At 40.2% G+C, this 14,838-nt stretch carries 9 protein-coding genes; 5 read left to right on the top strand and 4 right to left on the bottom strand.

Annotated elements, in window-relative coordinates:
• Positions 1-821 precede the first annotated feature (821 nt).
• Both Q0976_RS20195 and Q0976_RS20190 read right to left on the bottom strand, forming a co-directional pair.
• Positions 822-2,612: a DUF885 domain-containing protein gene (locus tag Q0976_RS20195; RefSeq protein WP_299495758.1), complete on the bottom strand. Its 1,791-nt coding sequence runs from the start codon at positions 2,610-2,612 to the stop codon at positions 822-824.
• 62 nt (positions 2,613-2,674) lie between these two features.
• The gene (locus tag Q0976_RS20190; RefSeq protein WP_299495756.1) at positions 2,675-4,624 is read right to left on the bottom strand and encodes a RecQ family ATP-dependent DNA helicase; all 1,950 of its coding nucleotides are present in this window, start codon (positions 4,622-4,624) and stop codon (positions 2,675-2,677) included.
• 367 nt (positions 4,625-4,991) lie between these two features.
• Between Q0976_RS20190 and pflB the strand changes: the two genes are divergently transcribed.
• Together pflB and pflA are read left to right on the top strand one after the other, a co-directional pair.
• Positions 4,992-7,289 (top strand): formate C-acetyltransferase, encoded by a 2,298-nt coding sequence (pflB, locus tag Q0976_RS20185; protein ID WP_299495754.1) that lies wholly within the window; start codon positions 4,992-4,994, stop codon positions 7,287-7,289.
• Between the two features lie 281 nt (positions 7,290-7,570).
• Entirely contained in the window at positions 7,571-8,308 is a 738-nt protein-coding gene (gene pflA, locus Q0976_RS20180) for a pyruvate formate lyase 1-activating protein (protein WP_299495752.1), read from the top strand.
• 36 nt (positions 8,309-8,344) lie between these two features.
• Here pflA and yfbV read toward each other — a convergent pair whose 3' ends face one another.
• Complete coding sequence (gene yfbV / locus Q0976_RS20175; RefSeq protein ID WP_299495750.1) at positions 8,345-8,788, bottom strand: terminus macrodomain insulation protein YfbV; 444 nt, start codon at positions 8,786-8,788, stop codon at positions 8,345-8,347.
• A 181-nt stretch (positions 8,789-8,969) separates the two neighbouring features.
• Between yfbV and Q0976_RS20170 the strand changes: the two genes are divergently transcribed.
• From Q0976_RS20170 to Q0976_RS20160, 3 genes are all read left to right on the top strand, one after another.
• Complete coding sequence (locus Q0976_RS20170; protein ID WP_299495748.1) at positions 8,970-10,163, top strand: acetate kinase; 1,194 nt, start codon at positions 8,970-8,972, stop codon at positions 10,161-10,163.
• A 175-nt stretch (positions 10,164-10,338) separates the two neighbouring features.
• A complete protein-coding gene (gene pta, locus Q0976_RS20165; protein ID WP_299495746.1) occupies positions 10,339-12,480 on the top strand; it encodes a phosphate acetyltransferase in 2,142 nt (713 codons plus the stop codon).
• A gap of 433 nt (positions 12,481-12,913) precedes the next feature.
• A complete protein-coding gene (locus tag Q0976_RS20160) occupies positions 12,914-13,381 on the top strand; it encodes a hypothetical protein (RefSeq protein ID WP_299495744.1) in 468 nt (155 codons plus the stop codon).
• A gap of 62 nt (positions 13,382-13,443) precedes the next feature.
• Here Q0976_RS20160 and Q0976_RS20155 read toward each other — a convergent pair whose 3' ends face one another.
• Positions 13,444-14,787 carry a hypothetical protein gene (locus Q0976_RS20155; RefSeq protein WP_299495743.1) on the bottom strand — a complete coding sequence of 448 codons (1,344 nt, stop codon included), beginning with the start codon at positions 14,785-14,787 and terminating at the stop codon, positions 13,444-13,446.
• Positions 14,788-14,838: the final 51 nt, after the last annotated feature.

Below are 14,838 nucleotides of genomic sequence, written 5' to 3'. Positions count from 1 at the left end.
ATCACTTTAAAATTATCTTACGTTTCTTTTACTGCAAATAATATTGTTATAAATTACAAATAACCTGCTAATATAATTAACAAATTAAATACTACCGCTTTCAAGCTTAACCGTTCTTGAATGAATGCACTATCACTAAGTTGCCAATAAAAATACTCCAGCTTCATTCTAAAATTGAAACATAGCGTTAATAAAAAACAATGAGGCAAATAAAACCGGCACCATTAAAAATAGCCCTAAACGGGGTTTCATCCCCTCGAAATAATAAACTGTTAAGCTGGCTGAAAATAAAACCGATCATTATTTCAAAGCCAGATTTTACATCTACATTACAAATAGTAAACTACACGTTATTTTTTCTCCTAGGAGACACTTCTTTACACTAAAACTAGATATACTCTTTATTTTTCATTTACTCAAGTATTTTATGCCAGACACCCGCGTAGCATCAGGGTTTCATTCAAGTAATTTTCCAACATGAATTAACCTTTATCGCATTTATTTGTTAATAAATATTACATTTAAACATCAAAAAGTCATCATTAATCAAAGTGAATTCTGTTAGTAAATACCTTGTATGCATTTATATATATCAATATTACTTTATATATCAATAATATTGAATATGTTAAAAAGTTAGCTCACTGTCAATATTCCATCATGTATTTTTAATTCAGTTCTTTAGAGGAAATAATGAGTAAAGACTCTATTTTTGTTACAAATAGATACATAATATCAGTTTAAAATAAATGAACACTGAGTATAAAAAACGCACTCTCAAAGAGTGCGTTAATATCATTTAGCGATTAAATTGTCTTTTTTTACTCAGTTTCATTATGAAGTGATAATAACATTAACTCTCTAATATCACTGACCGGCGCACTACCATAACTTAAAAAGCGTTCATGAAAGGCTTTTAAATTAAAGAGAGATTCTTCAATTATTTTTATTTCTTCTCTTAAATCGTAAATACCTCTATATCCAGCATAATAGCTGGTGAGTTGCACTTGACTCAAAGTCGCTCTACGCCACTTTCCTTCTGCCTCTGCAATTTGCTGAAATGCCTCTTTAGTCATTAATTCAATGGCTTCATCTTCACTCATGCCTTTGACTTGAATACTGTAGTCAAGCAAGGTATTGCAAATAACCCGCAAGTGCCATTTGTAATACATCAACCACATTTCAGGTTCAAAAGCACTATAACCTTGCTCTAGCATCATGCGTTCGGCATACACTGCCCAACCTTCAATCATGGCGCCATTACCAAACAAACTCTTCACTAAACTAGGTGACTCATTGGCGTAAACTAACTGCGTGTAATGACCAGGGATTGCTTCATGGATATTTAAGATCTGTAAAATCCAATGATTATACTCGCGTAAATAACTCTCAGCGGATGCATCACTCATCCCTTCTAGGGGAGTAACGTTATAGTAAGTATTTGCTGATTTATCATAAGGTCCAGGCGCACTGACCGAAGCCCCCGCAAATCCTCGCATATATTTCGGGGTCTCACGCACAATTAAAGGCTTATTAGGATCAAGCTTGATTAAATCCTGCTCGTTCACAAACCGAACGAGCGCTGGAATTTGCTGGCGAATATCACTGACAAAGTTATCGCGTTTAACATGATTAGCAGACAATTTTTCAATGAGGCGAGCTATCGCAACCTTATCATCAGCAGGCTTGGGAGCTGAAAAATACTTTGACCATAATTGAGTGGTTAATGTCGCCATTTCAGCTTGAACACGGCCTTTATCCAATAATGCTTTTTCATAAAGCTGTTTTGCCGTCATCCCAGCCTTAATATCAAAAGCAAACTTTTGTTCGTATAAGGTTTCCCCAATACGAAAATCACGGGCTCCTTCCACTTGTAACCTTTTCTCAAGAGATTTAAGCCAACTCACATGTTGTTTAATGGCTTGCACTGCTTGCTTCAGCCGCACGGTAAACTGCTGCTTTTGACCCTCACTTAACCCTGAGTGCATTGCAGTATCTAATAAAGCTGGGGACAACACCGACAACGCACCTTCATTTTGTAAAATCGCCAACTGAGTGTGTTGAAGTGTGGGAGAAAGAATGCTCTCTCTTGCAGCCGCATAATAATCCGTCACATAAGCCAGTCGCGATAATACGGATGCTAATCTATCATCTAATGGTGCAAAATCACCATTAATCAACAAAGCAAAACCTTCGGCCACATTATATTGACTCGGATCCCATTGCCAAGATTTAAACGTGTCTTGTTCCCATTTCATTTTCGCCAATAAATTATCAATAATACGATAATCAATGCGCTCATTCGGACTGAGTCCTTTCGAATTGATTTGCGCTAATGCTTGTTGCTGAATAGCAATGAATTGAAGCGTTCTTTTCCTTTGAGCCGCATTGGGAATATTGAGTTCGCCATCATATTCATGAAAGCCTTTATATAAGGCCCAAGTAGGAAATGTGCGCCATAATGCATCAATAAATTGTGCTGAAAATTGCGAAAATGCCTTATCCTGCTCAATCGTTTGCACTATAGGTAAAGTTTCTTGTTGTTGTGTTTGACACCCAGTCAATCCTGTTAGCGACAATATTGCCACTATAGAGAGAGCCGATTTCTTCATGAGATGATCCATTTTGGTTAACCAATCTTCGAATATTAACTAAAATTGATCATATTTAGCAATTAACCGATATTATTTAACTCTGAATTTACCCAATTAAGTACCTGACTAAAAGGATACTTTTCCAACAAAGCAAAAGAATGTGTGGCCCTGAGTTTATGCTGAGTAAACATGGGGGTGGTTAATCCGCATAAATAACGACTCAATAAAATTGCGGAAGTTTGCTTCGCTAAACGGGTTCGAGCCTCAAGCGTAATGCTCTTAAAGTCATAACTGTCAAGTGCAGGCAATGTGGTTAAACGGGGCAATTTGGCCACTTCTGCACAGCACACAGAGCAATGCTGGCAAGCTTGGTGCAAATAAGGATCGGAAAAATACTGAGCAAGTTGTAAATTGAGGCACTGATCACTGCAAAAAAATGCCACTAGCTCATGGATCCTAGCTACTTCACTTTGCTCTTTTAAATGAAATTTTTCAAATAATCGAGTGCATAACACATCAAGAGAAACGTCAGCAGTGTGCACCTGATAAACTTGCATCATTTGTTTAGTTTGAAGCTCAATCATGCTTTTCGTATCCATATAATCAAGCGCGGTTAACACTCTTGAACGTTCACAAGGATAGGCTTGTTGTAGTGCTTCTAAATCCAATGTATACCAAAGCGTTGCGTGCTTTGATGTCTCAATAATGGCATTAACAAATGCTAAACGCTCATCGTTAAAATGCCTCTCTAGTTGGGGTTGTGTCGCGATTAACTTATATTTATATTCAGCAAAGTAACTGTACAAAGGCGAAATGACCGCTTCTATTTCAAGATAAACTAACAAGGTTTTTAAGCTTAAGGGTCTAATATTGGTTCGCGTCGATAAGCGATTAAGCATTATTTCCCATTTACCATCCACCGCACTGTCTTGCCTCATTTCATACAATAAAGCCGTAATAGCGGTCTTCTCAGGCGTGTCAGCATAGACAAAGTTTTCCAGCGTGGTTAAATTTTCACCACTGGCAAGCACTAAACATTCAGCCGCTTGACCATCCCGTCCAGCTCGACCAATTTCTTGGGCATAATTCTCAATGGACTTTGGTAAGTCAAAATGGATCACAAAACGAATATCACTTTTATCAACCCCCATACCGAAAGCGATCGTCGCGACAATAATAGGACTGCTACCCAGCATAAAATCTGTTTGAATTTGCTCTCGTACCGTCGCATCTAATCCTGCATGATAAGCAACTGCATTCACGCCTTTTAAGGACAATTGCCGAGCGACTTGCTCTGCCGTTTGCTGCAAAGTCACATAAATAATGCCTGCTTGTTCATGGCGTTCTAATAACCACTGGTATAAGTATGCTAATTTCTCATTCGCTGGGATCCCTTTCACCGATAAATGTAAATTTTTTCGATACGTCCCTGTTAAACAGACATGCTCAGGTTCAATCCCAAATTTATCCCCCATGTCTTTAACGACTTTTTCCGTTGCTGTTGCCGTCAACAGTAAAGTTTGCGGGATCCTTAAATTTTTCTGGTATTGGGGGAGTTTCAAATAATCGGGTCTAAAGTTATGCCCCCACTCAGAAATACAATGGGCTTCATCTACCACTAATAGTGAAATGGCCACTTGACTAATAAAGTGTCGAAAGCGTTCATTATTCAACCTTTCCACTGAAATCATCAGTATTTTAATTTCTTGCCTTTGCACTGCTGCCATCAGCTCGGCAACCTGATCACGATTCATAGTGGAATCAATACTGGCAGCGGGGATCCCTTTAGTCTTTAAAAAAGATAATTGATCTTGCATCAAGGCCAATAAAGGGGAAACCACTAAGGTTAAGTGGGGTAAACACAATGCAGACAATTGATAACATAAAGACTTACCCGATCCTGTTGGAAAAATGGCAGCCGCACTATAACCATTAACCACGGCTTGAATGACTTCTCTTTGTCCTTCGCGAAAGCCATTAAAGCCAAAATAGGCAGATAGCGCCTCATCGATATTCACGGGATGATGCATGTTGTTCCTAACAATCAGTCAATAATAAAGTGTATGCTTTATTCTAACAAACAAAAGATGCCCTTCACTTAAAAACCTCTCATTATTTAAAATGGGCGCTAGTTAACACTTTATCGATTTTTCATCAATATTTAAGGGCGGTTTTAATGCAGTCCCTATGTCACTGTGCTATTATCCATCTGGGCAATTGGTCTTACCAATTTAGTTTTATGCTTCATCAATATTATCGCGCATTGCGTTGGTTCAGATGAAGAGAGTGACTAAAATGGTCACTTAAACTTTATTATGTATGTTCCACATTCATGTTCTGAAAGCTGAGGCTCTTTTCTGTCAGCACGCGTTAAATTAATGACAAAGGGGAAATATCATGACTCAAGATAAATCAAACACACACACGCCTTTTCAATCAGATGCGTGGCTGGACTTTCATCCCGGTCCATGGCAATCAAGTGTCAATGTTCGTGATTTTATTCAATCTCATTATACGCCCTATGAAGATGATCATCACTTTTTAGCCCCAGCAACCCAAGCGACCCAGGCTTTATGGGAAAAAGTCATGGTCGGCATTAAGCAAGAAAATCAGACCCATGCTCCAGTAGACTTTGACACTCATACCGTTTCCACCATCACTTCTCACCCAGCAGGCTATATCGATGCTGAATTGGAAACCATTGTAGGCTTACAAACCGATAAACCCTTAAAACGCGCCATTTTACCCAATGGCGGTATTCGAATGGTTGAGAGTGCCTTTAACGCCTATGGTAAAACCTTAGATCCTAACCTTAAATATCAATATTCAGCACTCAGAAAAACCCATAATCAAGGCGTGTTTGACGTCTATACACCTGATATTTTACGCTGCCGCAAATCAGGTATTTTAACCGGGTTACCCGATGCTTATGGCCGAGGCAGGATCATTGGTGATTACAGACGTATTGCACTTTATGGTATTGATAAGTTAATACAAGATAAACACGCCCAGTTTTTAAGCTTACAAACTGTATTAGAGGAAGGGAAAAACCTATCCGAGACAATACAGTTACGCGAAGAGATTAGCGAGCAACAACACGCTCTTACTCAAATGAAGCAAATGGCAACCCATTATGGTTTTGACATTAGTCAGCCTGCAAAAACAGCAAAAGAAGCCATTCAATGGACCTACTTTGGTTACTTAGCCGCAGTTAAAAGTCAAAATGGTGCAGCCATGTCACTGGGACGTACCGCCAGTTTTATCGATATTTATATTGAGCGGGATCTTAAACGTGGCCTCATCAATGAAGTTGATGCACAAGAAATGATCGACCATATGGTCATGAAATTACGCATGGTACGCTTTTTACGCACTCCAGAATACGATGAGCTTTTCTCTGGCGATCCCATTTGGGCCACTGAATCAATTGGCGGTATGGGACTGGATGGACGCACACTCGTGACTAAAACCAGTTTCCGTTTTTTACACACTTTATACAATATGGGCCCCAGTCCTGAGCCTAATATTACCGTATTATGGTCAGATAAACTCCCCGCAGCCTTTAAAGCGTATTGCGCTAAAGTATCCATTGATACTAGCGCCATTCAATATGAAAATGATGATTTAATGCGCAGTGATTTTCAATCTGATGATTACGCTATTGCTTGCTGCGTGAGCCCGATGATTTTAGGCAAGCATATGCAGTTTTTTGGTGCGAGAGCCAACCTTGCCAAAACCTTACTGTATGCGATTAATGGCGGTATAGATGAAAAATCTTATCTTCAAGTTGGCCCAAAATCTGATCCCATTTCCAGTGATATACTCATTTATGATGATGTCATCACAAGACTGGATAATATGATGGAGTGGTTAGCAACTCAATATGTCACTGCGCTCAATAGCATTCATTATATGCACGATAAATATGCTTATGAAGCAGCACTCATGGCGCTACACGATAGAGATGTTCGCCGCACCATGGCCTGCGGTATTGCTGGTTTATCCATTGCCGCCGATGCCTTATCAGCCATAAAATACGCCAAAGTTAAACCCATTCGAAACGCGCAAGGTATAGCAATCGACTTTGACATTGAAGGGGATTTTCCTAAGTTTGGTAATAATAATGCCAAAGTCGACGATATTGCATGCGAATTAGTGCGCCGCTTTATGGATAAAATTCGCCATAAACCTATGTATCGTCATGCCATTCCCACTCAATCAATTTTAACCATTACTTCAAATGTGGTGTACGGTAAAAAAACCGGTAATACTCCTGATGGCCGCAAAGCAGGAATGCCCTTTGCCCCTGGCGCCAATCCTATGCACGGACGCGATGAAGCGGGCGCCCTTGCGTCACTCACCTCCGTTTCTAAATTACCTTTTGCCCATGCACAAGATGGTATTTCCTATACCTTCTCTATTGTACCCAATGCGTTAGGTAAAGAAGAAAGTGCCCGTGAAGCCAACCTGGCCGCCTTACTCGATGGCTATTTCGCCCATGACAATACGCGAGAAGGTGGACAGCACTTAAACGTCAATGTCATGGATAAAGCCATGCTAGAAGATGCCATTAGGCATCCAGAAAAATACCCACAGCTCACGATCAGAGTCTCGGGATATGCCGTACGATTTAATGCGCTCACTCTAGAGCAACAACAAGACGTCATTACTCGCACTTTTACAAAAAGTATATAAGCACATCGTCAAGGTGATTGTTCTAAGCTCAATGCAGGCTCAATCACCTTTTATAGACTATAACATCACAATATCAGCAATCACTAACATAAAGACAAGCAAGAGTCTATACGGCGAAAGAAAGCAAGAAATTAAGTTCAATAATACGGATAATAGTGCTCGAGGGAATCGATACATATGAATAGGTTAGGTGCCAAAATAACCGCTGTAATACACAGGATATTTTGAGCATAACCCACTATTGTCATCAACATCCCTAGTTAAAGTAAAGTAGGAAAAATATGTCAGTTCATGGCCGAATTCATTCGGTAGAGTCATTCGGTACTGTCGACGGCCCGGGTATTAGGTTTGTCATTTTCATGCAAGGCTGCTTAATGCGGTGCCAATATTGTCATAATCGAGATACTTGGGATCTGCATGCAGGCACTGAAGTGCACGTTAATGAACTCATGGTTCAAATCGAAAGCTACCTCCCCTTTTTCAAAGCCAGTCATGGGGGAGTCACCGTCAGTGGCGGCGAGGCAATATTGCAAGCCCCTTTCGTTGCAGCATTATTTAAAAAGTGTCAAGCCAAAGGCATTCATACTTGCCTTGATACTAACGGTTTTGTCCGCCACTATACTCCAGAGATCCATCGGCTATTAGCTCATACGGATCTGGTTATGCTTGACATAAAACATATGTTTGATGACAAACACATCGAATTAACTCAAGTCAGTAATCATTACACACTTGCCTTTGCACAATATTTACATCAACACCAGCATAGAACATGGATCCGATACGTTATCGTTGAAGGGTTTACCTATGATATTTCTGCGGCAGAGGCATTAGCCGATTTCATCGGGCCTATGACTAATGTTGAAAAAGTTGAGTTATTGCCTTATCACCCACTGGGTAAGCATAAATGGGCAGCGTTAGGTGAAACTTACCAGCTCGACAACATCACACCGCCAAGCGATGTAATAATGAAACAAATTAAAGCTGTCTTTACTCAGCGAGGGATCCATACCGTGTAATAAAGGTGTGTAACATAAAGACAAGATGATAGGAAGTTAAAGCTCTTCCCAATAGCTGGCATCAAGGCGCTCAAATGCCGCTTTTAAAATCATCGCCATGTCAAAGTAGCAAGCTTTAGCGCCAAGTGGCTGACAATAAACCCCCATATCAGTCAGTTTTGTCGACAAGCTGTTTCCCCATTCTAATAAAGAAAGCGGTAATGGATGACGAGAACGCCAACCTAACCAAAGCAGACCTTGAAGAGGTAAACTGATAAAAAAAGCGGCGATAGTAATTGCTTGAGGAAGAAAACCAAGACCATGAATAGACAACTGACTGATTGCTGCCACCACTGCCAATATTGGCATTAATGGCAGCGCAATGCTCATAGCACGGATCACTCTATATTCGGGAAAATAAAAGCTTAATTGTCGGACCAAAGGCCAAGTCTTCATATAACGTCGACCCTCACTTAAGGTCTTAAATACTTTAATACTCAAAAAGGCACCTAACAACTGACTAGACTGCCTTTAATTTTAGCACAGGCTCATAACGACTCCCAAGCACAATAATAGGGAAGCTTTTTGCCTGAGATCTGTTTTCGAGACTTCAACCTTAAATGGAGAAGAAGTCATTATACTCTGTGAACCTAAGTTCACGATTTATGCGTAAGGTATAACCATGTCAAACAAACTCGTATTGGTGCTCAACTGTGGTAGCTCCTCCCTTAAATTTGCCATCATTGACGCCAATAACGGCGAAGATAAAATTTCAGGCCTAGCTGAATGTTTCGGCTTAGAAGAAGCTAGGATTAAATGGAAAGTCGCAGGCGTTAAACAAGAAGCAAGCTTAGGTGCCATGAGCGCACACAAAGAAGCCATTGCCTATATTGTTAATCATATCCTGAAACAAGATCCTAATTTAGCAAGCCAAATTCAAGCGATTGGTCACCGAGTCGTACACGGTGGAGAGAAATTTACCCAATCGGTACGCATTGATGATGCTGTGATCCAAGGTATAGAGGATTGCGCCAGTCTAGCACCATTACATAATCCAGCGCATTTAATTGGTATTCGCACCGCACAAGCTTCTTTTCCGGATTTACCACAAGTAGCTGTATTTGATACCGCTTTTCATCAAACCATGCCTGAAAAAGCCTATATTTATGCCTTACCTTATGCCCTTTATCGAGATAACGCTATTCGTCGCTATGGTATGCATGGCACGAGTCATCTATTTGTTAGTCAAGAGGCCGCCAAGGTGCTCAATAAACCCATTGATGACACCAATATTATCTGTGCTCATCTCGGTAACGGTGCCTCCGTCACGGCTATCAAAGGAGGGAAAAGTGTCGATACCTCTATGGGTCTTACCCCACTAGAAGGTTTAGTGATGGGAACGCGTTGTGGCGATCTAGATCCTTCCATTATTTTTCACTTAGTCAATCGCTTAGGCTACACCTTAGATGAAGTCAACACATTATTAAATAACAAAAGTGGCCTACTTGGGATCTCTGAGCTCACCAATGACTGCCGAGGTATTGAAGAAGGCTATGAAGCAGGTCATAAAGGTGCCACTTTAGCACTTGAGATATTCTGCTATCGTTTAGCCAAGTATATTGCTTCTTATACCGTTCCCCTCACTCGTCTCGACGCTGTGGTCTTTACTGGCGGCATTGGTGAAAATTCCGATGTGATCCGCAAAAAAGTCCTAGATGCATTAGCCATTTTTAACTTTGACATTGACAATAAACGCAATCAGGCCGCGCGCTTTGGTCAGCAAGGTGTGATCACCACAGACAAAAGCCCGGTTGCCATGGTGATCCCTACTAATGAAGAATGGGTGATTGCACAAGATGCCATTGCACTCACGTAAAAGAGCACTCATGTAAAAGAACACTGACGTAAAAAGTGCACTAAGGTCCATTGCACTCTTATAAACAAGCACCTATTTTTACATTTATCCCTAAGTTTTATCAAAAATCATGAGCTAGGGACAATATGATTAACAACTAGACAGGCTCATCACATTGAGTCAAAAAGAGGTTTATATGTCTCGCAACATCATGCTAATCCCTGTCGGTACCAGCGTGGGTCTGACTTCCATTAGCTTGGGGTTAGTACGCGCATTAGCACATCAGGGAATTAAGGTCCGTTTTTTCAAGCCTATCGCCCAACAACGATTAGGGGACACCACCCCGGAACGCTCAACCACGATTTTAAGCCAATCACCGACGATTAATCCCATTGAGCCTTTTACTATGGCGCATGCTGAGCATTTAATTCGTTTAGATCAAACAGACGTGTTGATGGAACAAATCATTGCTCGAGCTTCACAAGCTACCGATAACAGTGAGACAATGATCATTGAAGGGTTAGTGCAAACCCGCAACCACCCCTTTTCCAGTGATATCAATTACGCCATTGCCCAATCATTGGATGCGGATATTATTTTTGTTGCGACCCCAGGTACTGAGACCCCCATCGAACTGACCAACCGTCTTGAAATTGCTCATAACGCATGGGGCGGCAATAAAAATAAGCGCTTAATTGGCGCGATTATTAACAAAATTAATGCGCCCGTCGATGAGGATGGCCATACTCGCCCAGATTTATCTGAGGTCTTTGATCATCAAAGCCTCAGTGACGAGCACCCAAAAGAAGCCTTCATTCTTCCAACAACCAGCGCAGTACGTATTTTAGGTAGCGTCCCTTACAGTCTGGATTTAGTGGCTCCTCGCGCATCTGATTTAGCCCACCATTTAAACGCCAAAGTGCTCAATGCTGGCGAAATGGATACCCGTAGACTGCGTAAAGTCACTTTTTGCGCCCGCAGCTTGCCCAATATGGTCACCCATATTCAAACCGATTCATTACTGGTGACCTCAGGCGATCGCTCTGATGTCATTGTTTCTGCATGTCTTGCCGCTATGAATGGCATCAAAATTGGCGCACTGTTACTCACGGGGAGTTATCAACCTGAGCCAGAGATTATGCAACTCTGCCAACAAGCCTTTGACACTGGATTGCCTGTCTTTTTGATTGACACTAATACTTGGCAGACTTCATTAAACATACAACGTTTCGATCATGAAGTGCCTGTTAATGATGCTGTACGCATTGAGCAAGTACAAGAGTTTGTAGCGAGTCATATTGATCAAGATTGGGTTGAAAGTGTCACCAAAAACGTCCCTCGCGAACATAGATTGTCACCACCCGCTTTCCGTTACAAATTAACAGAACTGGCTCGCGCCGCCCAAAAAACCGTCGTCTTACCGGAAGGCAGCGATCCTCGTACCATCAAAGCTGCTTCAATCTGCGCTGAGCGAGGTATCGCACGTTGTGTGTTATTAGGTCAAAAGGAAGAAATTCATCGCATCGCTAAACAACAAGGTGTGACATTAGGTGAAGGCGTTGAGGTGATTGAACCCAATGTCGTCCGCAATCAATACGTGGCGCCCATGGTTGAACTTCGTCGTCACAAAGGCTTAACTGAAGTCGTCGCTCGTGAGCAATTAGAAGATAACATGGTGCTAGGGACTATGATGCTGGCACAAGATGAAGTTGACGGCATTGTCTCTGGCGCCGTGAACACCACAGCCCACACTATTCGTCCTCCATTGCAGCTTATTAAAACGGCACCCGGTTCCAGTTTAGTGTCTTCTATTTTCTTTATGTTGATGCCCGATCAAGTCTTAGTCTATGGTGATTGCGCCATTAATCCTGATCCTAATGCAGAGCAACTGGCTGATATTGCCATTCAATCCGCCGATTCAGCTAAAGCATTTGGTATTGAACCTAAAGTCGCCATGATCAGTTACTCAACTGGCCGCTCTGGTACTGGAGATGATGTTGATAAAGTCCGAGAGGCCACTCGTATTGCCAAACAAAAACGCCCAGAGCTCATCATTGATGGTCCTTTGCAATATGATGCAGCAGTGATGCCAAACGTGGCACGTTCTAAAGCACCCGATAGTCCAGTAGCCGGTCAAGCCACTGTCTTTGTATTCCCTGATTTAAATACAGGAAACACAACTTATAAAGCGGTTCAACGTAGTGCTGAGCTCATCAGTATTGGCCCCATGCTTCAAGGAATGAGAAAACCCGTTAACGATTTATCACGAGGCGCTTTAGTTGACGATATAGTCTATACCATTGCCCTAACCGCGATACAAGCATCACAACATTCATAAAACAGGCTAAATTAAGCATCAAGCCTCTGTCATTGATACAGAGGCTTGATGCTGTGGATAACTGACTTTAAGGCATTTTGGGAGAGTAAAAAACACACAAAAAAAGACTTATACGTGAAAAACGATAAGACGTTAAAAAATGACCAATAAGAATTAATTGCTTACATTCAATAAGTTAAAGTAAATAAAAAAAGTCTTCAACACACTTGTCCACAGATTTTGTGGATAACCTTTAACTTGCAATAGTATAGATACGACTGAATCAAACTTTATTGTCAATAGGTAAAAATGATTTATTCATAATAATGCACTTGCCAAACAGAATAAATCACTATAGATATAATATAACATATTAATAATGAATGAATTATTGAAAATAAAAAAAATAAACTGCATACTGCTTCAAGAAACCATTCAGCTCAACGGATAGGTTATGCGAACAGCCTTTGTTGTTTTAACTATGTTATATTTACTAACAGCTTGTGATATTAAACATGCCTCCATATTATCACCCCTTTCCTTCTTTTCTTCACATCAATCAGAGGCTGAAGACACAACTCTAGCTTTTTTTAACGCCATTTACATTCAAAAAGATCTTTATCAAGCGCAGCAATATGCCAGCCCCGCATTACAATCTTTACTCAAGCATTATGCTATTGTTTCAAGTGTTCAAAGGCATTTACTCAACTTATCATTAACCCAAGTCACCATAGAGATAGTGACACCGGATCCCGAATTATTTAGTCAATATGAACAAAGTCGAGTGATTACGGTTAAATTGTATGGCATAAAGAACAATCAAACGTGGATTGATGATCGCAGTGTGACATTAGAATTGAGCAGCGGTCGATGGCTCATCACGAAAATATTAGCCGAAAAAAAACGCAATAATCATGGTTAATGCCCAGACATCAATTAATAAGCGCAATTCCATTTGCTCTTATTAATATACGCTAAGCCTCTCTACACTTTGATTAAACCTTCTGCCAATAAAAGCAAGTGTAACGCACTAGGAACTCCACCAGTAGATTCAAAATCCTTATGAACCTGAGAGGCCATTTTATATTCATCAGAGTTTACTGTATATTTAGGGTTAACCAAATAATCCCCTGTTTTAACCTCCCATAAGAAGTTTGCTAAGCGACTTGAACTGGAACCCATCATCTTCTTCAATATTTTATCTGACTCTGGTGTCGATGATTTTTTTCCTACAATCAAATTTTCATCAGGAAGAGAACCCAGCTCTCGCTTAAGTTCTAGTCTCGCTTTTTCACCCGCTTTGATACCCGGAAATGTCTCCTCTAATTGAGTAATGTCTTTTTCTTCACAGGGCCCTAAATAAGCTAACAGTTTAATAATATTGTCAGTTTTTTCCAATTCATGATATCGATAACCCTTTGAATCATTTATTTCAATTCTTGGCAAAGAAGTCACATCGGGCTTTTTATTTAAATTATCAGAAGGTACCTTAGAAATCCCTGTTTTTTCAGATTTATTCTGGACCATATTGCCCACTTTAAGCGCCAACTTCCCTTCGATAGTTTTATGTATGCCATGACCAACAAGATGGGACACCATCAATCCGCCGACAGACACAACCCCGCCCGATGCCACTCCCCCTACAGCAACAATACCAGAGGTTGTTTTAATCGCCGTTTTCTCAGCAGTCATCATATGATTTTTATCGAGTTTATTTGCAATAAACTTACCCAGATGATTCTCCATGTCAGGACGTTTGAGTACATTATAAACACCGTGTTCACGATGAGATTCATTAGAATCAGTAATCATACTACCAATATTCAATCCAAATTTTACCACAGGAATATTATCAATTTTAGGAATAACTTTATTCAATCCTTTATTGGATAGCTTATTTTTGACCTTACTGGTTATCGATGATTCTCCGTCAAATATAGCTGCTAATCTAGGGTCTTTACCAACATTAATAAACTGATTTTGCTTTTTAATAAATTGCTCTTTATTCAACTTTATTTCATCAATATTTTGATGGGCAAATTTAATGTCCTTTTTGCATAATCGGTTTCCATTATCTTGCTTTCCTTTCAATTGTTTAGTCGCTATAACGCCTTCATCACCATATTTATTCTTCATTGAACCAGCAAATTGTATATGGGATAATTCATTTTCAGATTGATAAGTTCCTTGTCTAGCTAACAAAAACGATCCCTTACTTGTTGTAAACTTTGATGAAACCTGAGGGGACATATCTTTTTTATCGATTTCAATTCTGTTATTAGAATTGCCTTCAAGTTTAAAAAATTTTTCAACAGGAATATTTGTCACTGTATTCGTATTAAAGCTGGTACTTGGCATAATTATATCTCTTGAAATTAA

The organism is uncultured Shewanella sp. (assembly GCF_947501665.1).
Taxonomy (GTDB): Bacteria; Pseudomonadota; Gammaproteobacteria; order Enterobacterales; family Shewanellaceae; genus Shewanella.
The sequence above is the reverse complement of the archived record's forward strand: the minus strand, read 5'-3'. Positions and strand labels throughout refer to the sequence as shown.